Genomic DNA, 20,573 nt, shown 5'->3' on the forward strand with positions numbered 1-20,573 from the left:
CTCCCCATGGCGGACCCCCACGCCCTGCGCGAGCTGTGGCTCAGGCAGTACCACCCGGCCTCCGACGGCGCGCCCACCCTGGTCTGCTTCCCCTACGCGGGCGGGGCCGCCAGCTACTTCCACCCGCTCTCCGAGGCCCTGTCGCCGGGGGTGCGGGTGCTGTCGCTCCAGTACCCGGGCCGCCAGGACCGCCGCGCCGAGCCGGTGCACACGGACCTGCACGGCCTCGCGGACGAGATCGCACGGGTGCTCTCCGGCGCCGTCGACGGAGCGGTGGTCTTCTTCGGCCACAGCATGGGCTCCACGCTCGCCTACGAGACGGCGCGGCGGCTGGCGGACGGCCCGGACGGTGAACGCGTCCTCGGGCTGGTGCTGTCGGGGCGCCGGGCCCCGTCCACGGTCCGCCACGAGACGGTCCACCTGCGGGACGACGCCGGGATCCTGGAGGAGGTCGTACGGCTGGACCGCGGCAGCGCCGCCCTCCTCGCCGACCCGGACATCGCCGGGATGGTGCTGCCGGTGCTGCGCGGGGACTACACGGCCGTGGAGACGTACGCACCCCGGGAGGGGGCACGGCTGCACTGCCCCGTCAGCGTCCTGACCGGTGACGCGGACCCGCAGGTGACGGCCGAGGAGGCCGGGGCGTGGGCCGGGGCCACGGACGGCCCCTTCCGCCTGCGCACCTTCCCGGGCGGCCACTTCTACCTCAACGCGCAGCGGGAGGCGGTGAACGCGGCCCTGGCGGAGGACCTGGCCGACTTCACCCGGCCGGCGCGCGTCTGACGCCCGCTCCCCTCCCCCTCAGCGGCCCGCCCGGCCCCGCCGGGCGGGCCGCTCCCGTTGTTCCGCGGCTCCGGCGGTCGGCGGTGAAACCGATGGGCCAGTTTTCTTTTACCGGGTTCCCGGGTTCCCGGTTTCTCGGGTTCCCGCGTTCCCGGATTCCGGGTTTCCCGGGCGATGCGGACGGACCGAAAATTCGGATGCGCTCGCACGGGGCGGACTGTATTGTTTCCCGAGCCGCGCTCCAGCGGAATTCGAGCGGGGTGCGCGGAAACGGGAAAAGGGCTGCCGCGAACCGGTCGGTGACCGGGTCGCGGCAGCCCGCGCGTTCAGGGGTGGAAAAGGTCAGCCGGCCTTGCGGCGGAAGGTCCGGTTCTGGCCGTTGGGTCCGTTGAAGCCCTTGAGCTTCAGACGGCCCTCGTGGTGGGCCTGCTGGGAGCGGGAGTTGCGGGCCTTGCGCTCCAGAGCCTCGCGGAACTTGGCCTTGCCGTCGGCCTCGGCGGCGTGGTTTTCCGGCGTATCAGTCATGGGTTACCTCCTGGGCTTTTTCTAGAGCACTTTTATTGTGACATCCGAGTGGACGTATGGCGACCCTCTTCCGAGGGAATGGCGCAATTCCTGCGGGAATGGCGCGCGGAGGAAGGGGTATTCAGGCGGCGTAGGCGGAGAGTTCCGCCGCCAGGGCGGCGTCGACGTTGGCCTTCAGGAGGGTGCCCGTTTCGCCGTGGGATTCGGAGAGGATCTCGCCGCTCGCGTGGACGCGGGCGACCAGGTGGCCCTCGCTGTAGGGGATCAGGACCTCGATCTCCGTCTCGGGGTGCGGGAGTTCGGCCTCGATGCGGGAGAGGAGGGCGGCGACGCCCTCGCCCGTGCGGGCCGACACGGCGAGGGCGCCGGGCTCCGCCTCCAGCAGGCGGGCCAGGGCCTCCGGGTCGGCGCTGTCGGCCTTGTTGACGACGACGACCTCGGGGACGCCCGCGCCGCCCACCTCGCCGATGACCGCGCGGACGGCCTCGATCTGGGCCTCCGGGTCCGGGTGCGAGCCGTCGACCACGTGGAGGATGAGGTCCGCCTCCGCGACCTCCTCCAGCGTCGAGCGGAACGCGTCGACGAGCTGGTGCGGCAGGTGGCGGACGAAGCCCACCGTGTCGGCCAGGGTGTAGGCGCGGCCCGCGGGGGTCTCCGAGCGGCGGACGGTCGGGTCGAGGGTGGCGAACAGCGCGTTCTGGACGTGGACCTCGGCGCCGGTGAGGCGGTTGAGGAGCGAGGACTTGCCCGCGTTGGTGTAGCCGGCGATGGCGACCGAGGGGACCTTGTTGCGGCGGCGCTCCTGGCGCTTGAGGTCGCGGGCGGTCTTCATCTCGTCGATGTCCCGGCGCATCTTGGCCATCTTGTCGCGCAGCCGGCGCCGGTCCGTCTCGATCTTCGTCTCGCCGGGGCCGCGGGTGGCCATGCCGCCACCGCCGGCCCCGCCGCCGCCCATCTGCCGGGACAGGGAGGCGCCCCAGCCGCGCAGGCGCGGCAGCATGTACTGCATCTGTGCGAGCGCCACCTGGGCCTTGCCCTCGCGGGAGGTGGCCCGCTGGGCGAAGATGTCGAGGATCAGGGCGGTCCGGTCGACGACCTTGACCTGGACGAACTCCTCCAGCCGGACGAGCTGCGAGGGGCTCAGCTCGCCGTCGCAGACGACCGTGTCGGCGCCCGTCTCGATGACGATGTCGCGCAGTTCCTTCGCCTTGCCGGAGCCGATGTAGGTGGCCGGGTCCGGCTTGTCGCGGCGCTGGATCACCCCGTCGAGGACCAGGGCGCCCGCGGTCTCGGCGAGGGCGGCGAGCTCGGCGAGGGAGCTCTCGGCCTCCGCGACCGTGCCGGAGGTCCAGACGCCGACCAGCACCACGCGCTCCAGGCGGACCTGGCGCTGCTCGACCTCGACGACGTCCCGGAGTTCGGTGGAGAGGGAGGCGACGTGCCGCAGGCCGGTCTCCTCCCGCGCGTCGATGGCCTCGGCCGTGCCGACCGGGCGGGTCGAGGGGGTGGTCGCGGGCTGTTCGTTCGCGGTCATGCGCATCCAATCGGAAGGGGTGGGTGGGAGGTCGGTCACTGGTTGAGGCGGGACGTGAGGCGGAGGTCCGCCGAGGAGGAGCCGACGCTCACGGCGCGCGGGCCGGGGGCGCCGGTCCAGGCGTGGCGTCCGGTGTCCCAGTACTGGAGCTGGCGGGCGTCGACCGGGACGGTGACGCGCTTCTCCTCGCCGGGTTCGAGGGAGACCTTGGTGTAGCCGGCGAGCTTCTTGACGGCCTGCGGCGCGGAGACGAGGGGGCTGGGGCCGAGGTAGACCTGGACGGCCTCCTTGCCGGCGACGGGCCCGCTGTTGCGGACGGTCACGCGGACGGCGGCCCCGGTGGCGGTGCGCTCCACGGCGAGGTCGCGGTAGTCGAACGTGGTGTACGACAGGCCGTGGCCGAACGGGAAGAGGGGGGTGACGCCCTGCTGGTCGTACCAGCGGTAGCCGGAGTGGATGCCCTCGCTGTACTCCTGCCTGCCGTCGACCCCGGGGAACCGCTTGGGGTTCCCGGCGACGGGGTGGGCGTCCTCGGAGGCGGGGAAGGTCTGGGTGAGCCGGCCGCTGGGGTTGGCGTCCCCGTACAGCAGGGCGGCGGTGGCCTGGGCGCCCTCCTGGCCCGGGTACCACATGTCGAGGACGGCGGCGGTGTCGGCGAGCCAGGGCATCAGCACGGAGGAGCCGGTGTTGAGGACGACGACGGTGTTGGGGTTGGCGCGGGCGACGGCGGAGATCAGCGCGTCCTGGCCGTCGGGCAGGGACAGCGAGGGGCGGTCGTAGCCCTCGGAGCCCTCGTCCTGGGCGAAGACGACGGCGGTCTTGGCGGTGCGGGCGGCGGCGACGGCGCGTTCGAGGTTCTGCGCGGCCTGTTGCGGGGTGACCCAGGTGAGGTCGACGGACAGCGGGCGGTCGGGCCAGGCCCAGCCGCTCATGGACAGCTTGTGGGTGCCCCGGGTGAGGCGGAGGACGACGCTGGTGGTCTCGCTGAAGGAGTCGGCGGCGTAGACCGGTTCCTGGCCTTCGACCTGGAGGACGGCGAGGCCGCCGTCGACGCGGACGCCGATGCGGTAGTCGCCGTCGGCGGGGACGGTGAGGGTGCCGTCGTAGAAGGCGCGGTCGCCGCCGGGGTCGAGCTGCCGCCCGCCGGTGAAGGCGGGGCTGAGGTTCTCGGCGGGCAGCGGGCTGCCGAGCCGGTCCACGCCGGGCTCGTAGCGGACGGCGGCGCCGGAGCCGGCCCGCTCGCGCAGGGCGTCCAGCGGGGCCTTGGCGGCGTCGGGCACGACGTGGGCGCTGCCGAGGCCGGAGACCTTGGGGCGCAGGGCGCTGTCGCCGATGACGGCGAGGTCGGTGCCGGCCGCGCCGGTGAGCGGCAGGGCCTTGCGTCCGCCGGCGGGCGCGGTGTTGCGCAGCAGGACGGCGCCGTTCTCGGCGACGGCGCGGGCGGTGTCGCGGCCCGCCGCGGCGTCGCGTGGGGGCCGCGGGGCCGCGGGGGCGTCGAGGAGGCCGAAGCGTTCCATCTGGCCGACGATGCGGGTCACCGAGCGGTCCAGGGCGGCCTGCGGGACGGTGCCGTCGGCGATGGCCTTGCGCAGGGAGGAGCCGAGGTACTTCGAGTCCGGGACGGGGTCGGTGGGCTTGCCCATCTCCAGGCCGAGTTCCTGGTCGAGGCCCTTGGTGAGGTCGGTGGTGGCGTGCGTGGCGAGCCAGTCGGACATCACCCAGCCCCGGAAGCCCCACTGTTCGCGCAGGACCTTCTGGAGCAGCTGGTCGTTGCCGCAGGAGTGGGTGCCGTTGACCCCGTTGTAGGCGCACATGACGGCGGCCGCGCCGGCGTCGACGGCGCTGCGGAAGGCCGGGAGTTCGACTTCCTGGAGGGTCTGCTCGTCGATGGCGGCGTCGACGGTGAAGCGGTCGGTCTCCTGGTTGTTGCCGGCGAAGTGCTTGACCGTGGCCATCAGGCCCTGGCTCTGGGTGCCCTTGATCTGGGCGGCGGCGGTGCGCGAGGCGACCAGGGGGTCTTCGCTGAAGGTCTCGAAGTTGCGGCCGCCGTACGGCACCCGGATGGTGTTGACCATCGGGCCGAGGACGACGTCCTGGCCGAGCGCCCGGCCCTCGTGGCCGAGGACCTTGCCGTAGGCGGTGGCGAGGGAGTCGTCGAAGGTCGCGGCGAGGGCCGTGGGGGTGGGCAGGGCGGTGGAGCGGACGCCGTTGAGGCGGACGCCGGCCGGCCCGTCGGAGGCCTGGAGCGGGGGTACGCCCAGGCGGGGCACGCCGGGGAGGTAGCCGACGCCCCGGGCGAGGGGCCCGCCGGTGGGGCCGGCCGTCCAGTGGACGAAGGACAGCTTCTCGTCGAGGGTCATCTGCGCGACGAGGGCGCGGACGCGGGGAGTGCCCTCGGTGCGGTCCTCGGTGGCGCCGGCGGGCGCGGCGGTGAGCAGGCCGCCCGTGCACAGGAGGGCCGCGGAGGCGGCGAGGAGGCGGGTGGCGCGGGTGCCGGGGCGCCACCGCCCGCGTATGCGGAGGGTGCGGCGGAGGCGGGGTGCTCGCTCCCCTGACCTGCGGGACGGCATGGGGGGTCTCCTGAGTGTTTCGGCGGTGCGGCGTGCCCCGGAGGGGCGCCGGGGTATGCGTACGTCCACGCTTCCGCAGATCGGGGCCGGGGAGGAGGTCGCCCGGCCACACTCTTCGCGGGGCCGGGCCGCGGAGCCCGAACACCGGTCGGGAGCAGGGACGTTGGGTGGCACGGCGGCGGCCGGTGGACGGCGTGGACGGCCCGGACCGGGTGCGCGGGCCTGCGTCGCCGCCCCCGGGTGGTGGCCCGGCCACCACGCGCGGCGGGCCCGTCGGGCGGTGCGGGCCGGGACGGGACGAGCGGGGTGACCGGTCGGTAAGTGTGTTTCCGGCCTACCTGGGCCGGGTGCCGCCCGGCGGGGAGGGTGGAGGGGATCCCACGACCACGACACCGCGGACTGCCCCGGCCTGGCTTGCCTCGGGGTGCCCGACCCCGAGGAGCGTCATGCGAACCGTTCGCCCGGCCCTGGAAGCCGAGAGCCTGTCCCGTGTCCCGCCCTCGGAGGTCCGCGCGCTGCGCACGTCGGTGCTGGGCTCGCTGCGCCGCCGGGACCAGCGGCACAAGGGCGAGCTGTACGTACGGGCCCTGCTGGACACGCCCGGCCGCAAGACGATGCGCAACCTGGCGGCGAGCACCGGCGAACGGGCCGCGGAGCAGAGCCTGCACCACTTCATCAGCTCCTCGACCTGGGACTGGTCCCCGCTGCGGGCGGAGCTGACGGCCGGTCTGGAGCGGCTGCTGGCGCCGCGCGCCTGGGTGGTGCGCCCGCTGGTGATCCCGAAGACGGGCCGGCACTCGGTGGGGGTGGGGCGCAGGTTCGTCCCGCAGCTGGGGCAGGTCGTCAACAGCCAGCACGGGTACGGGCTGTGGCTGGCCTCGGGCGCGGCGGCGGCACCGGTGAACTGGCGGCTGTCGCTGAGCGGGGACTGGCTCGACGACACGGAGCTGCGCCGCCGGGCGGAGATCCCCGACGACTCGGTGGACGCGGGGGCAGCCGGTGCGCCGGAGGCGCTGGCCGTGGACATGGTGGTGGAGGCGGCCGGCTGGACCGGGGTGGCACTGCCGGTGGTGGCCGACGCCCGGGAGCAGGCCGTACTCCCGCTGGTGGAGGCGTTCTCGCGGGCCGGCCTGCCGTTCCTGATACGGATCGGGACCGGTACGGGCCTGCTCGCGCCGAACCTGTCGGCCGGGCGCAGCCGGGCCGTGGCGGGATCGGCGGGCGGGCTGGCCGAGCTGGCGCGGCCGCAGCGGCGGCCGGTGCAGTGGCCGGACCCGGCGCGGCCGGGGCGGACACAGACCTCGCTGGTGGGGCTGCTGCCGGTACGGCTGCCCGGCGGTCCGGCGGCGGTGCCGCTGGCGCTGGTCGGGGTGTGGTCGCCGACGTCCCGGGAGGTGTCGGAGCTGTGGCTGACCAGTCTGACCGGGGCCGGCCGGGGCACGCTGCTGGGGCTGGGCGGACTGATCGGGCGCGCCGACGCCGACTTCCGCGACACCAGCCTGCCGGTGGGCGCGCTGGACTTCGAGGGGCGGTCCTACAAGGGCTGGCACCGGCACGCCACGCTCGTGTCGCTGGCGCACGCCTCGCGGCTGCTGGAGGCGGGCGCCCACCGGGGCCCCGTCGCGTCGGTCACGTCGATCCCGCTGACGGGGGGACGGCGGGTACGGGGTCGAGTGCGGCGCGCGCCCGGTGCAGCCGCAGCGCGAGCTGGAGTTCCAGTGCCTGGTCGGGATGCTGCCAGTCACGGCCGAGCAGCTGGGTGATGCGTTCCAGGCGGCGCGAGACCGTGTTGGGGTGCACGTAGAGGATCTCGGCGGCCCGGGTGGGGCTGCCGGCGGCGCTGAACCAGCCCTGGAGGGTCTCCACCAGGTTGCCGAAGCGTTCCGCGTCGTGCTCCAGGAGCGGGCCGAGGGTGCGTTCGACGAAGCCGGGGACGTCGTGGTCGTCGGAGAGCAGCATGCCGAGGAAGCCGAGGTCGCGGTCGTCGGCGGAGCGGCCGGTGGCGCCGAGGGCGGTCAGCGCCTCCAGGCAGCGCACGGCCTGCCGGTAGGAGCGGTGGACGGCCTCGGCACCCCGCGCGGGCCCGGAGGCCCCCGCGGTCACCGGGGCCCCGGTGACGGCGGCGAGGTCGGCGCGCACCAGCGCGGCGGCCCCGGCCGCGTCCTCGCCGGGCAGCAGCAGGACGACCCGGTCGCCCTGGAGCGTCTTCATGCCCCGGTGGCGGCGGGCGTAGGCGGCGGCCCAGTTCTCCACGAGGCCGGACGCGGGACTGTGTGCGTCGGCAACGACCAGGACGTGCGGGCGCTGGAGCCCGGCGGCTAAGGCGCGGGCCCGCTCCACGATCCGCTCGGGCGGGGCCTCCCAGGTGGTGAGGTCGGCCAGCAGGTCGTCGCGCACCCGGCCCTCGACGGCGCTGGAGCGTTGGACGACGAGCAGCAGGGCGACGGTACGGGCGTAGGAGAGCAGGACCCGCTCGCCGGGCGTCCCACCGTCGGCGCCCGGGTGGAACAGGAGGCAGCCGACGTCCTCCGACCGCACCGACAGCGGGAGCACCCAGGTGCCGTCGGACAGCGGGCAGGCCACGCCGGTGGCGGCCGCGTTGAGCCGGACGCGGGCCAGCTCCTCGGGGTCGGGGCGGGGCATCCGGCCGAGCTCGGCGAGGCGTTCGCCGGCCGCGCCGCGCACCGCGAGGCTGCCGCCGAGTTCGGCGGCGGCCCGGGCGAGGAGGGCGTCGAGGCCGATCCCGTCGAGGACGAGCTGGACGAGCTCGTCCTGCACGCTGCCGGCGCGCAGGGCGTCGCCGAGGGAGGCCCGTGCCCGTGAACCCGCCTTCGCCAGTTCGGCGTTGGCGGTGTGGATGCCCTCCAGCAGGCGGGCGCTCTGGATGGCCGTGGCGGCGAGGTCGGCGAGGGAGCGCATCAGCGCGATCTCGTCGGGGGTGAAGTGGTGGATGCCGCGGGAGGCCGCGTACAGGTAGCCGATGTGCCGGTCGTCCGCGCACAGCGGTACGCCGAGCACCGCCTGGAGGGATTCGGCGTGCAGCACCTCGTCCAGGGCGGTGGCGTGGGTGGTGCGGTCGTCGGCGAGGTGGTCGGCGGTCCAGAAGGGGGCGGGCCGCTCCCCCGGCCCGGCCGGCGCCGGCAGGGCGCCGGCGGCAATGCGGTAGCCGACGGTGAGGGCGCTGACGGCGCCGTCGGCGGTGGTGAGGGTGGCGGAGCCGTCCTCGTCGAGGAGGACGGCGGCCGCCAGGTCCATGGTGGTCATGAGCCGGGCCCGGCGGGTGATCAGGCGCAGGGTCGCGTCGAGGCTGCCGGGACGGGTGAGGTCGCGGGCGGCGTCGACGAGCGCGGCGAGTTCGGCCTCGCGCCGGCTGCGCCGCTCGAAGAGGGCGTTGACCTCCAGGGCGAGGCCTCTGGCCCGCTCCGCCCGTTCGACGTGCGGGGCGGGGCCCGCGGTGCGGGCGCGGGCGACGAGTTGGTCGTAGGCGCGGGCGGGTGCCTCGCCCGCGAGGAGTTCGAGCACGCGAAGTGCGCCGTCGTCGGTGTGGGAGTCCTCCCCGGTCACTGTTGCCCCCGATCGGCCGGATCCGTCGATGGCGGGGAAGGTAACTTCCGGTTATAAGGAGCGTCAACCGACCTTTATGACCTGCATACATGTGGTAACGCGGTGATCCGGCCACCACCGGGGGCTCCGGCACGGGGGCCCCGGGGTGCCCGCGCCACCTGGCCCGGGCCCGCGCCCGGACCTACGCTGGACGGTTTGCCCGGGCAACGCCGCGGGGCCGGGCGCGCGGCCGGCCGGGGCGCGGGAGGGGCCCGGGGCGGCCGGACTCCGGCCCCCGGGCGGCCCCGGGGTCCGGCGGGACGCGAGCGGTCCTGGCCCGGGCCTCGGCCGGGGTTCGAGGCGTCCGATGGCTCAGGTGGACGTGCCGACGAAGAGGCCCCGGCCCGAGGGGCCGCCCTCCAGGAACTCCACCTCCAGGCCCGCCCGGACGAACGCCCGCTCGTACGCCGCCCGCTCGAAGAGGGTGATGCGGTGGCTCTCCGCGAGGTGTGCGATCTCCTCGCCCGGTGCGGCGATCAGGTAGTGCACGTCGATGCGGGTGGCGTCGTCCTCCAGCCGCGAGTGCGAGACGCGCGAGATGGTCCTGCCCTCCGCCTCGACGATCGACGCCCCGACGTACCCGGGGGTGAAGGTCTCCGGGAACCACCAGGGCTCCACGACCACCACCCCGCCCGCCGGGTCGAGGTGCGCGGCGAACCGGGCCAGCGCCGCGTCGAGTTCGGCCTGGTCGCGCATGTGGCCGATGGAGCTGAACATGCAGGTGACGGCGGAGTGGGTGGTGCCGAGCGCGAAGTCGCGCATGTCGCCGAGGTGCACGGGCACGTCCGGGTTGCGGCGGACGGCCAGCTCGCGCATGTCCGGGGAGATCTCCACGCCCTCGACCGACGCGAAGAGGGCGGCCAGGTGCTCCAGGTGGAGGCCGGTGCCGCAGGCGACGTCCAGGACGCTGCGCGCGCCCGGCACCCGGGAGCCGATCAGCGCGGCGAGGTCGGCGGCCTCGCGGGCGTAGTCCTTGCCCTTGCCCTGGTGGACGAGGTCGTAGAGGCGGGCGATGCCGCCCGCGTAGGCGGTGGTCACGAGGGGTCTCCTTGGCCGGGGTGGGCGGAACCCGGGCGGCGGGCGCGGTGCCGCGCCGCCAGCCGTTCCAGGGTCGGTACGAGGGCGGCGGGGGTCGGCTGCGCGAGGGCCTCCTCGCGCAGCCGGCGGGCCCCTTCGGCGAGCGAGGGGTCGGTGAGGGCCCGTACGACGGCCTCGCGGAGGGTGGCCGCGTCGAGCTTCGCCGGGGGCAGGTCGATGCCCGCGCCCGCCCCCGCGTGCAGTTCGGCCTTGAGCGGGGCGTCCCACAGCGAGCCGACGATGATCTGCGGGACGCCGTGCAGGGTGGCGGTGTAGCCGGTGCCGGCGCCGCCGTGGTGGACGATGGCCGCGCAGGTGGGCAGCAGGGCGTCCATGGGGACGAAGTCCACGGCCCGGACGTTGTCGGGGAGGGCGTCGCGGTCCTGGAGCTGGCCGGCGTCGAGGGTGGCGACGATCTCGGCGTCCACGTCGCCGAGGGCGTGCAGGAACTCCTCGAAGGGGACGGCGTCGCGCCCGTACGTCTCGCGCGCCGACACCCCGAGGGTGACGCAGACCCGGGGCCGGGCGGGCGGCTCGTACAGCCAGTCGGGCACCACCGAGGGCCCGTTGTAGGGGACGAAGCGCATCGGCAGCACCTCGCCGGGCACCGGTATGCGCAGGGCCTCGGGCGCGGGGTCGATGCTCGCCGTGCCGCCGATGACCTCCTCGAGCGCGGCGGCGTCGGGGGTGATGCCGAAGCGGCCCAGGGTCCAGGTGAGCCATTCGGCCATCGGGTCCTCGCGGTGCTCCTCGGGCTGGAGGGCGTGCAGGGCGAGGAACTGGCGGCGGGCGTTGAGGATGACGTCGGGCCCCCACAGCAGGCGGGCGTGGGCCGCGCCGACGACGTGCGCGGCGATCGGGCCGGCGTAGGTGAAGGGTTCCCACAGCACCAGGTCGGGCTGCCAGGCCCGGGCCAGCGCGACGGTGTCGTCGATGGTCGTGTCGCCGTTCAGCGGGGCGAACGACATGGCCGTCATCATGGTCTGCTGGCCGAGGGCGTGCTCCCAGCCGAGCGGCCCGGTACGGGTCTGCGCGAAGTCCAGGCCCTGCTGGTAGGGGGTGGGGTCGCCGCCGATCTGCGTCATCAGCTCCACGATGGAGTCGAGGTCGCCGACGGGCGCGGCGGTCAGCCCCGACCCGTTGATCACGTCGGTGAGCGCGGGCTGGCTGGCCACCCGTACCTCGTGTCCGGCGGCGCGCAGCGCCCAGGCCAGCGGCACCAGGTTGTAGTAGTGCGTGTTGTGCGCGAAGCACGTGATCAGGACGCGCATGGCATCCGCTCTCCCTACGGTCGGGGCGGGGTTCAGGAGTCAGGGGTCGGGGGAGCTCAGGGGCGGGCGTGCCCGGCGGCGACCGGCTGGCGCGCGGGGGCCCGCAGGACGGGCGAGCGCAGCCGGGTCACCGGGTCGCCGTCGGCGCGAAGGCCCGGGAGGGTCTCCGCGAGGGTGCGCAGCGCGGCCCGCGCGACGGCCTTGACCAGGTGCGCGGACAGCCCGAAGTGCAGGTCGGGCGAGAGCCCGAAGGGCGGGGCGTCCTGCGGGGCCCGCGGGTCGCGGTTGACGGCGGCGACCAGGAGCGTGACGCGGGCGCCGACGGGGAGTTCGGTGCCGGCGAGGGTGACGGCGGAGCGCACGACGCGGGACTCCAGCCGGACGGGGGGCGCGGTGCGCAGGGTGTGCTCCACGACCTCCCCGGCCCGGCCGGGGTCCTCGGCCAGCCGCTGCCAGCCGCCGGGCTCGTCGAGCAGGAGGCGGACGGCGTTGGCGAGGAGGACGGCGGTGGCTTCGGCCGCACTGAGGGCCATGATCTTCGCGGCGCGGACGGTGTCGGGCGTGGACGCGTACAGGGCGTCCGTCAGGAGCCCCACCATGGCGGTCTCGGCCGCCTCGGCGGCCAGCGCCGTGGCGTGGGTCTGCGGGCACAGCAGGCCGTCGAGGGCGTGGCGGCAGTCGGGCAGGAGGCGGGAGAACCGCTCGTGGGCGGCCTCGGGCAGGCCGAGCTGTTCGGCGAGGACGGGGCCGGTCAGCCGGCGGGCGAAGTCCTCGGCGAGGTCGAAGCGTTCGCCGAGCGCGGCCAGGACCGTCCGGGCCCAGGTGGCGGTCCGCTTCTCCACGGACGCGGCGTCGTCCGCCCACAGCAGGCCGCCGCCGAAGGCGGTGAGCGCGGCGAGCGGCGCGGCGGAGGCGCGGTCGAGGGTGAGGACAGCGCTGCGGAAGGGGAGCGGGTCCCCGCCGGGGAGGTCGGCGGCCGGGCCGGGTCCGTCGAAGGCCGGGTTGTCGATGACCTCCTGGGCCACGGCCCGGTCGGCGGTGACCCAGGTGTCCAGCAGGGTGCTGTGGTGGAGCGGGCCGAGGGCGCGGACGGCCTCCTCGGCGGCGGTCGGCTCTCCGGTGCCGGCGCGCAGGACCAGGCCGTACGGGTCGGCTTCGATACCGGCGAACCAGTGGGCTGCCCGGGTGAGTTGGTTCCTGCGGGCCCGGCGGGCGATGTCCCGTCCGCGGTCCTCGGTCAGCAGCTCGGAGGTCATGTTTCTCCTCGTCATCGGTTGCAGCCGGGCAGTGCGTCCAGCCAGGCGTCGACGGCGCGGGCCGTGGCCGGGGCGTGCTCGGTCATCATCGTGAAGTGGTTGCCGGGGACGTCGGTGACGGTGTGGGCGGCGTCCCAGACGGATCGCCAGTCCTCGCGGGGGTCGGTCCACGCGGCCATGGGTTCTCCGGCGCGCAGGTGCAGGACCGGGGCGCGGGTGGGCTCCGGTGTCCAGTCGAGGAGGAGTCGGTGATAGGCACCCATGGCGGTGAGCCGGGTGTCGTCGAGGGGTACGGGCGAGCGGTCCATCGCCCAGCGCAGCATGACATCCCGCCAGACGCCCATGGCGCCGGGCGCGCTGGGGGTGTAGATGTCGGCGAGGACGAGGGCGGCGGGGGCGGGGCCGTGCCGTTCCAGGTGGCGGGCGAGGGCGTGGGCGGCGTTGGCTCCGGCGGAGTGCCCGATCAGGGCGTACGGGCGCCCCTGCGCGAGGCGCTCCACGGTCGCGGCGTGCGCGGCGCAGAGCGCCTCCAGCGAGTCCGGCAGCGGCTCCCCGTCGCGGAACCCGGGCTGGGCGAGCGCGACGACGTCCCGGCGTCCGGCGAGGGCCCCGGCGAACGCGGAGAACTCCAGGGGCCCGGACACGGCTGCGGTCCCGGCGACGCCGATGAGCAGGAGCGGCCCGTCCTGGGCGTCCGGCGCGGCCTGCGCGAGCTGCACCGGGGGGAGCGGGTGGGGGTGGCCTGCGGTGAAGGCGGGGCGGAGGGCGGCCACGGCGGCCAGGGCGTCGACCGCCCGGTCGACCCGGCCCTCCCCCACCGCGTCGCGGTACAGCGCGGTGAGCGTGCCCCCGTCGGCCCGGCGGTCTCCGGCCGGTGCGGCGGATCCGGCCGGGCCGGCGGGGTGTCCGGGGTCCTGGAGGAGCTCCAGGAGGTGGTCGGCGAGCGCGGCGGGGGTGTCGTGGTCGAACAGGGCCTCGGGGGCGGGTTCGCGGCCGGTGGCGGCCGCGAGGCGGCGGCGGAGCCGGGTGACGGCCAGCGAGTCGAAGCCGATGAGCAGGAAGCGGGCGTCGGGCTCGACCTCGTCGCCGTGCCCGTATCCGAGCACGGCGGCGGCCTCCGCCCGCACCAGCCCGAGCAGGGCCTCCCGCCGGTCCCGCGGCCCCATCCCGGCCAGCCGCCGGCCGAGGCTTTCCGGCCCGTCCGGACCGGCGCCCGGGCCACCGGGGTCGGGGGTGCGGGCGCCGCCGGGGCCGAGGAGCGGGGTGAGGAGCGGGCTGGGGCGGTAGGACGTGAAGGCGTCCGCGAAGCGGGGCCAGTCCGTGTCGGTGACCGTCGGCGCGGGGGTGCCGTCGGCGACGGCGGCGAAGAGCTCGTCCAGGGCGGCCTCCGGGGCCATCGGGCGGACGCCCCTGCGCAGCAGGTACGCGCCGCCCTCCCCCTCGCCCATGCCGTCCCCGCCCCACAGGCCCCACGCCACGGAGGTGGCGGGCAGGCCGTCGGCGCGGCGGCACAGGGCCAGCGCGTCGAGGCCGGCGTTGGCGGCGGCGTAGGCGCACTGGCCGGCGCTGCCCCAGACGCCCGCGCCCGAGGAGTAGAGGACGAACGCGTCGAGGCCGAGCGGGCGGGTCAGTTCGTCCAGGTGGCGGGCGCCGGCCAGCTTGCCGGCGTAGACCTCCGCGAAGTCGTCGGGGCCGACCCCGGACAGCGGGCTGACCTGGGGGACGCCCGCCGCGTGGAACACGGCGGTGAGCGGGGCGTCGGCGGGTACCTCCGCGAGCAGGGCGGCGACCGCCTCCCGGTCCGCGAGGTCGCGGGCGGCGAAGGTCACCTTGGCGCCCAGCGCGAGCAGTTCGCCCTCCAGGGCCTCCGCGCCGGGGGCCTGCCGGCCCCGCCGTCCGACGAGCAGCAGGTGCGCGGCCCCCTCGGCGGCGAGCCGCCGCGCGAGGTGCCTCCCGAGGGCCCCGGTCCCCCCGCTGACGAGGACGGTCCCGCGCGGCCGGTAGCCCCCGGCCCGGCCGCCGGACCCGGACGCACCGGCGGACGCGGGCCGGGCCCCGGCCGCTGACGCGAGCCCGGGCAGGGCACCGGAGCCGGAGCCGTACCCCGGGCCCGCGGCCGGGCCGGAGGCGGGTGCCGGTGGGGCGGGGGCCGGTTCGAGGCGGCGGCCGTACGTGCGGCCGTCGCGTACGGCCACCTGGTCCTCGGGGCCGGCGAGGGCGGTGGCGAGGAGCGTCCAGGCTGCGGCGTCCGCCGTCTCGGGCAGGTCGACGAGGCCGCCCCACCGGGCGGGGAGTTCGAGGGCCGCGACCCTGCCGAGGCCCCACAGCTGGGCGCCCGCCGGCCGGGGCCGCTCGCCGGGGCCGGCGGCGACGGCTCCGCGGGTCGCGCACCACAGGCGTGCGGGTACGGCCCGCTCCTCCAGGGCCTGGACGAGGGCCAGGGTGGCCCGGACCCCGGCCGGGACGAAGCCGCGGCCCGGCTCCTCCCGTTCGTCGGCGCCGAGGAGGGAGAGGACTCCGCCGAGGGTGTCGGCGCCGGCGGCGTCCAGCAGGTCGGCCAGTGCCGTGCGGTCGGCGGTGTCGGCGTCGACGGCCACCCGGCGGACGTCCGCGCCGAGCGCGGTCAGGGCGAGCTCGGCGGCGTCGCCGTCGCCGGAGGTGAGGTCCTGGGCCGACTCGACCAGCAGCCAGGTCCCGGTCGGCCGCGCCCCGGCCGCCGGTCGCACCGGCTGCCAGGCGACGCGGTAGCGCCGGGGTCCCGGACCCGCCGCCGGACCGGCGGGGCCGTCCGGGGCCGCAGGGACCCCCGTGCCCGGGGCCGCGGGAAGGCCCTCGTGCGCCGGACCGCCCCGGGCTCCCGGGGCCGCCAGGGCTCCCGGGGCGGGCGGAACGTCAGGGAACGCCACGGCGTGCGGGGCGTCCGGGGCGGGCCGTGTGGGCCCGGACGCCCGGCCGCGCGGGGTCGGGGCGATCCAGAAGCGGCGGTGCTGCCAGGCGTAGACGGGTAGGGGGACCGGGTGGGCGTCCGCGCCGTCGAAGAGGCGGGCCCGGTCCAGTGCGGCACCGCGGGCGGCGGCGACGGCCACCGCGCCCAGCAGGGTCTCGGCCCCGGGCCGGCCCCGGCGCAGGGCGGGGACCGCCACGTGCGCGTCCGAGGCCAGGACCTCCTCCGCCATGGCGGACAGGACGGCGTCCGGCCCCAGTTCGACGAAGGTGACGGCCCCCAGGTCGTGCGCGGCGGTGCGCACCCCGTCGGCGAAGCGGACCGCGGAGCGGACGTGCGCGGCCCAGTAGGCGCCGGTGCGCAGGTCGTCGCCGGTGGCGCGCAGTCCCGTGACGTTGGAGACGACGGGGATGCGCGGGGTGCGGTAGGTGAGCCGGTCGGCGAGGGCCCGGAACTCCTCCAGCATCGGTTCCATGAGCGGCGAGTGGAAGGCGTGGCTGACGGTGAGCCGCCTGGTCTTGCGGCCCTGCTCCGCCAGCCGGGCGCCGATCGCCGCGACGGCCTCCTCGGTGCCGGAGACGACCACGGCGCGGGGCCCGTTGACGGCGGCGACGTCGGCGTCGGGGTGGGCGGCGAGCAGCGCCCGCACCTCGTCCTCGCCGGCCCGTACGGAGAGCATCGCGCCCCCGGCGGGCAGGGCCTGCATCAGCCGGCCCCGGGCGGCGACGAGGGCGCAGGCGTCGTCGAGGTCGAGCACGCCGGCCGCGTGGGCGGCGGCGATCTCCCCGACGGAGTGCCCGAGGAGGACGTCGGGCCGCACGCCCCAGTGCTCCAGCAGCCGGAACAGCGCCACCTCCACCGCGAACAGGGCGGCCTGCGCGTACTGGGTGCGGTGCAGCAGCTCCTCCTCCGGGCTGCCGGGCGCGGCGTCGAGGACGGCGGCGAGGGGCCGGTCCAGGTGGGGGTCGAGGCGTTCGGCGACGGCGTCCAGTGCGGCGGCGAACACCGGGTGCGCGGCGCGCAGTTCTCGGGCCGTGCCGGGACGCTGGCTGCCCTGCCCGGTGAACAGGAACGCGGTCTTCGCGTCCCGGCGCCGCACGCCCCGCACCACCGCCGCGGAGGGGGTCCCGTCGGCGAGCGCGTCGAGGCCCCGGGCGAGCTCGGCGTACGTGGTCCCGAGGACGACGGCACGGTGCTCGAAGGCGGTACGGGTCGTGGCGAGCGCGTAGCCGATGCCGAGGGCGTCGGGCGCGGCGCCGGCGAGGTGTTCCCGCAGCCGCCGCGCCTGCGCGACCAGCGCGGCCTCGGACCGTCCCGAGACGAACCACGGCACGACGGGCAGCGCGGCGGCACCGCCCGAGGCCGGGGCGGCGTCCGCGGCGGGGGCGGCGTCCGCGGCGGGGGCGGCGTCCGCGGCGGGGGCGGGCTCCACGGGCGAGGCGGCCTCCGCAACCGGGGCGGCGTCCGCCTCCGGGGGCCGGGGGGCCTCCTCCAGGATGAGGTGGGCGTTCGTGCCGGCCACGCCGAACGCGGAGACGGCAGCCCGGCGCGGGCGGGGGCCCGTCGGCCACGGGACCGGGGCGGTGAGCAGGCGGACGCCGCCCGAGGACCAGTCGACGTGCGGGGTGGGACGGTCGGCGTGGAGGGTCTGGGGCAGCATGCCGTGCCGCATGGCCTGGATGGTCTTGATGACCCCGCCCACCCCGGCCGCCGCCTGGGAGTGCCCGATGTTCGACTTGAGGGAGCCGAGCCGCAGCGGGCGGTCCGGCGCCCGGTCCTTGCCGTACACGGCCAGGAGGGCCTGGGCTTCGATCGGGTCGCCGAGCCGGGTGCCCGTGCCGTGCGCCTCGACCGCGTCGACGTCCTGCGGCTCCAGGCCGGCGTCGGCGAGCGCCCGGCGGATGACCCGCTGCTGCGAGGGGCCCTTGGGGGCGGTGAGGCCGTTGCTGGCGCCGTCCTGGTTGACCGCCGAGCCCCGGATCACCGCCAGGACCGGCCGCCCCGCGCGGACGGCGTCGGAGAGCCGCTCCAGGACGAGGACGCCGACGCCCTCGGCCCAGCCGGTGCCGTCCGCATCGGCGGAGAAGGCCTTGCAGCGGCCGTCGGCGGCCAGCCCCTTCTGCCGGGAGAACTCGACGAACGCGGCCGCGTCCGGCATGACGGCGACCCCGCCCGCGAGGGCGAGGGCGCTCTCGCCGCGCCGCAGCGCCGCCACCGCGAGGTGCAGGGCGACGAGCGAGGAGGAACAGGCCGTCTCCACCGTCATGGAGGGGCCTTCGAGGCCGAGGGCGTACGAGATCCGGCCGGACATCACGGCGTCGGCGCTGCCCGTCAGGAGGTAGCCCTCGGAGCCCTCCGGCACCGTGTCCGGGTCCGTCGCGTAGGAGCCGTGCGCGGCGCCCACGTAGACGCCCGTCCCGCTGCCGCGCAGGGAGCGCGGGTCGATGCCGGTGCGTTCCAGGGCCTCCCAGGAGGTCTCCAGCAGCAGCCGCTGCTGCGGGTCCATGACGACGGCCTCGCGCGGGGAGATCCCGAAGAACGCGGCGTCGAAGTCGGCCGCGCCCGCGAGGAACCCGCCCCGGTCGCAGTACGTGGTGCCCTGCGACTCGGGGTCCGGGTCGTAGAGCCCGGCCAGGTCCCAGCCCCGGTCCCGGGGAAACGGCGCGATGGCGTCCCGTCCGGAGGCGACGAGGTCCCAGAGCTCCTCGGGCGAGTCGGCGCCGGGGTAGCGGCAGGCCATGCCGACCACCGCTACGGGTTCGTGCGCGGCCGCGGCCAGGTCCCGGTTGAGCCTGCGGAGGCGCTCGCTCTCCTTCAGCGAGGTGCGGAGCGCCTCCATGAGCTTTTCGGAGGACATGGCCATCGGTGGGTCCCTCTCTGGGTACGGCGGGCGGAAGGTGCGGGGCGCGGAGCCCGGGGGGTCAGGCGGCGGAGTCCCGCAGGGCCAGGGCGATCAGCGCGTCCTCGTCGAGGTCGTCGATGGCGTCGAGGTCGTCGTCGACGGCGCCGGCCGGGCCGGGGGCGTCCGGGCCGCCGGTGCCGGCTCCGCCCCGCGCCCCATCGAACGTGCCGCCGCCTGAGCCCCGCTCGGGCGGCGCCGCGAGGGCGAGGAGGGTGTCCAGCAGGCCGGACTCCCGCAGCACGGCGAGCGGTACGGCCGCCAGGGCCGCCCGGATCCGCGCCTCCTCGGGGTCCTCGCCGGATCCGGATCCCGGGAGTCCGGGCTCGAGGAGTTCGAGCAGGTGCCCGGCGACCGCGGCGGGCGTCGGGTGGTCGAAGACCAGCGTCGGGGGCAGCTTGCGACCCGCGGCGGCGCTGAGCCGCTGCGCCAGCTCGCCGGCCGTGAGGGAGCTGAACCCGATGTCCCTGAAGGCCCCTTCGGGGTCGACGTCCTCCGGTCCGGCGTGGCCGAGTACGGCCGCCACCGCGCGGCGCACCCGGTCGAGGACGATCTCGGACCGCTCGGTCGGCCCGGCCGCCGCGAGCAGACCGGGCAGGCCGTCGTCGGCCGGGTCCGCGCCGCCGCCGGCCGCGCCCGTGGCCTCGCTCACGCCGGGCAGGCCGCCGATGAGCGGGCTGGGCCGGAAGGTGGTGAACCCCTTGGCGAACAGCGGCCAGTCCATGTCGGCGAGGGCCACGCACACGTCCTCGCGGTCGAGGGCCCGGCCGAGGGCCGCCACGGCCAGGGCGGGATCCATGGTGCGCAGGCCCCGGCTGCTGAGGAACTCCTCGCCGGCGCCCTCGCCCATGCCGCCGCCGCCCCACAGGCCCCAGGCGACGGAGGTGGCGGGCAGGCCCTCGGCCCGGCGCTGTTCGGCGAGGGCGTCCAGGGCGGCGTTGGCGGCCCCGTAGGCGCTCTGGCCGCCGCTGCCCCAGACCCCGGCGCCGGAGGCGTAGAGCACGAACGCGTCGAGCTCCAGGCCCCGGGCGCGGGTGAGTTCGTGCAGGTGGCGGGCGCCGGTGACCTTGCCCGCGTACACGTCGGCGAAGGAACCGGTGCCGGTGTCGAGGAACGCCTCGGAGTGCGGGACGCCGGCGGTGTGGAAGACGGCGGTGGGCGGGTGGGCGTCGAGGAGGGCGGCGAGCGCGTCGCGGTCGGAGACGTCGCAGGCGACCACGGTCACCTCGGCGCCGAGGGCGCGCAGTTCGGCGGCCAACGCGTCGGCGCCGGGCGCGCCGGGCCCGCGGCGTCCGGTCAGCACCAGGTGCTCGGCACCGTTGCGGGCGAGCCAGCGGGCGACGTGCGCGCCGAGGGCTCCGGTGCCGCCGGTGACCAGCACGGTCCCGTGCGGGGTGTACGCACGGCGGGCGGGCGTACCGGCGGCGGGGACGAGCCGGCGCCCGTACGCCCCGGAGGGCCGGACGGCCACCTGGTCCTCGCCCGGGTGGCCCGCGGGGTCGGCGAGGAGGGAGACGAGCCGCTGCCAGACGCGGTCGTCGGGGGTCTGGGGGAGGTCCACGAGACCGCCCCACAGGGTGGGCAGCTCCAGGGCGACACCGCGCCCGAGACCCCAGACCTGGGCCCCTTCCGATTCGGGTACTTCGCCCGGGGAGACGGCCACCGCGCCCCGGGTGACGGTCCACAGGCGGCCGGTGAGTCCGGCGTCGGCGGCGGCCTGCGCGAGCAGGGCGGTGCCCACGGCGGCGAGGGGCAGGTCGGGGTGGGCGGGGTGCGGGAGTCCGGCGGTCCCGAGGAGGGAGAGCACCCGGGCGTGGCCGGTGTACGGGGCGAGGTCGGCGGCCAGTCCGGTCCGCGTGGCGGTGGCCGCGTCGACGGTGAGCCGGTCGGCACCGACGCCGTGACGGGCGAGGGCGGCCTCGGCGGCGTCGGCGAGGGCGGTGTCCGTCCCGGCGGGGACCACCAGCAGCACGGACCCGTCCGGCGCCGCGGCGGCACCGGTCCCGGGGAGGGCCGTCCAGGTGGTGCGGTAGCGCCAGCCGTCGATGCCGTCCGGCCCGACGGCCGGGACGGCCGCGGGGGCGGAGGGCTCCAGCCAGTGGTGCTCGCGC

At 76.7% G+C, this 20,573-nt stretch carries 10 protein-coding genes and 1 pseudogene; 2 read left to right on the forward strand and 9 right to left on the reverse strand.

All coding sequences use genetic code 11. From position 1 onward, the window contains the following. Positions 1-6: 6 nt before the first annotated feature. Entirely contained in the window at positions 7-783 is a 777-nt protein-coding gene (locus ACIRBY_RS35720; protein WP_403908647.1) for a thioesterase II family protein, read from the forward strand. A 342-nt stretch (positions 784-1,125) separates the two neighbouring features. Here the strand turns inward: ACIRBY_RS35720 and ACIRBY_RS35725 are convergent, their stop codons facing one another. The 3 genes from ACIRBY_RS35725 to ACIRBY_RS35735 all read right to left on the reverse strand — a co-directional run bounded on the left by ACIRBY_RS35725 (position 1,126) and on the right by ACIRBY_RS35735 (position 5,412). Further along, a complete protein-coding gene (locus ACIRBY_RS35725) occupies positions 1,126-1,308 on the reverse strand; it encodes a DUF5302 domain-containing protein (RefSeq protein ID WP_403908649.1) in 183 nt (60 codons plus the stop codon). A 121-nt stretch (positions 1,309-1,429) separates the two neighbouring features. Continuing rightward, entirely contained in the window at positions 1,430-2,842 is a 1,413-nt protein-coding gene (gene hflX, locus ACIRBY_RS35730; RefSeq protein WP_403908651.1) for a GTPase HflX, read from the reverse strand. 35 nt (positions 2,843-2,877) lie between these two features. Continuing rightward, positions 2,878-5,412: a glycoside hydrolase family 3 protein gene (locus ACIRBY_RS35735; protein WP_403908653.1), complete on the reverse strand. Its 2,535-nt coding sequence runs from the start codon at positions 5,410-5,412 to the stop codon at positions 2,878-2,880. 446 nt (positions 5,413-5,858) lie between these two features. Here ACIRBY_RS35735 and ACIRBY_RS35740 point away from each other — a divergent pair. Further along, positions 5,859-6,680, forward strand: a pseudogene (locus tag ACIRBY_RS35740) (transposase); the annotation flags it as partial. 361 nt (positions 6,681-7,041) lie between these two features. On the opposite strand, the gene ACIRBY_RS35745 reads toward ACIRBY_RS35740, so the two are convergent. The 6 genes from ACIRBY_RS35745 to ACIRBY_RS35770 form a co-directional block, all read right to left on the reverse strand. After that, positions 7,042-8,976 carry a helix-turn-helix domain-containing protein gene (locus tag ACIRBY_RS35745; protein WP_403908655.1) on the reverse strand — a complete coding sequence of 645 codons (1,935 nt, stop codon included), beginning with the start codon at positions 8,974-8,976 and terminating at the stop codon, positions 7,042-7,044. A gap of 351 nt (positions 8,977-9,327) precedes the next feature. Next, positions 9,328-10,053 carry a class I SAM-dependent methyltransferase gene (locus ACIRBY_RS35750; protein ID WP_403908657.1) on the reverse strand — a complete coding sequence of 242 codons (726 nt, stop codon included), beginning with the start codon at positions 10,051-10,053 and terminating at the stop codon, positions 9,328-9,330. Next, positions 10,050-11,363: an activator-dependent family glycosyltransferase gene (locus ACIRBY_RS35755; protein ID WP_403908659.1), complete on the reverse strand. Its 1,314-nt coding sequence runs from the start codon at positions 11,361-11,363 to the stop codon at positions 10,050-10,052. The genes ACIRBY_RS35750 and ACIRBY_RS35755 overlap by 4 nt, the downstream gene beginning before the upstream one ends. 56 nt (positions 11,364-11,419) lie before the next feature. Further along, entirely contained in the window at positions 11,420-12,619 is a 1,200-nt protein-coding gene (locus tag ACIRBY_RS35760; RefSeq protein ID WP_403908661.1) for a hypothetical protein, read from the reverse strand. Between the two features lie 11 nt (positions 12,620-12,630). After that, positions 12,631-18,420, reverse strand: a complete 5,790-nt coding sequence (locus tag ACIRBY_RS35765) for an SDR family NAD(P)-dependent oxidoreductase (RefSeq protein WP_403908663.1) — start codon at positions 18,418-18,420, stop codon at positions 12,631-12,633. 64 nt (positions 18,421-18,484) lie between these two features. Further along, a partial coding sequence (locus ACIRBY_RS35770; RefSeq protein ID WP_403908665.1) for a beta-ketoacyl reductase occupies positions 18,485-20,573 on the reverse strand: 2,089 nt, incomplete at its 5' end.

Origin of the sequence: Streptomyces sp. NPDC096136 (assembly GCF_044763325.1) — a bacterium.
Taxonomy (GTDB): domain Bacteria; phylum Actinomycetota; class Actinomycetes; order Streptomycetales; family Streptomycetaceae; genus Streptomyces.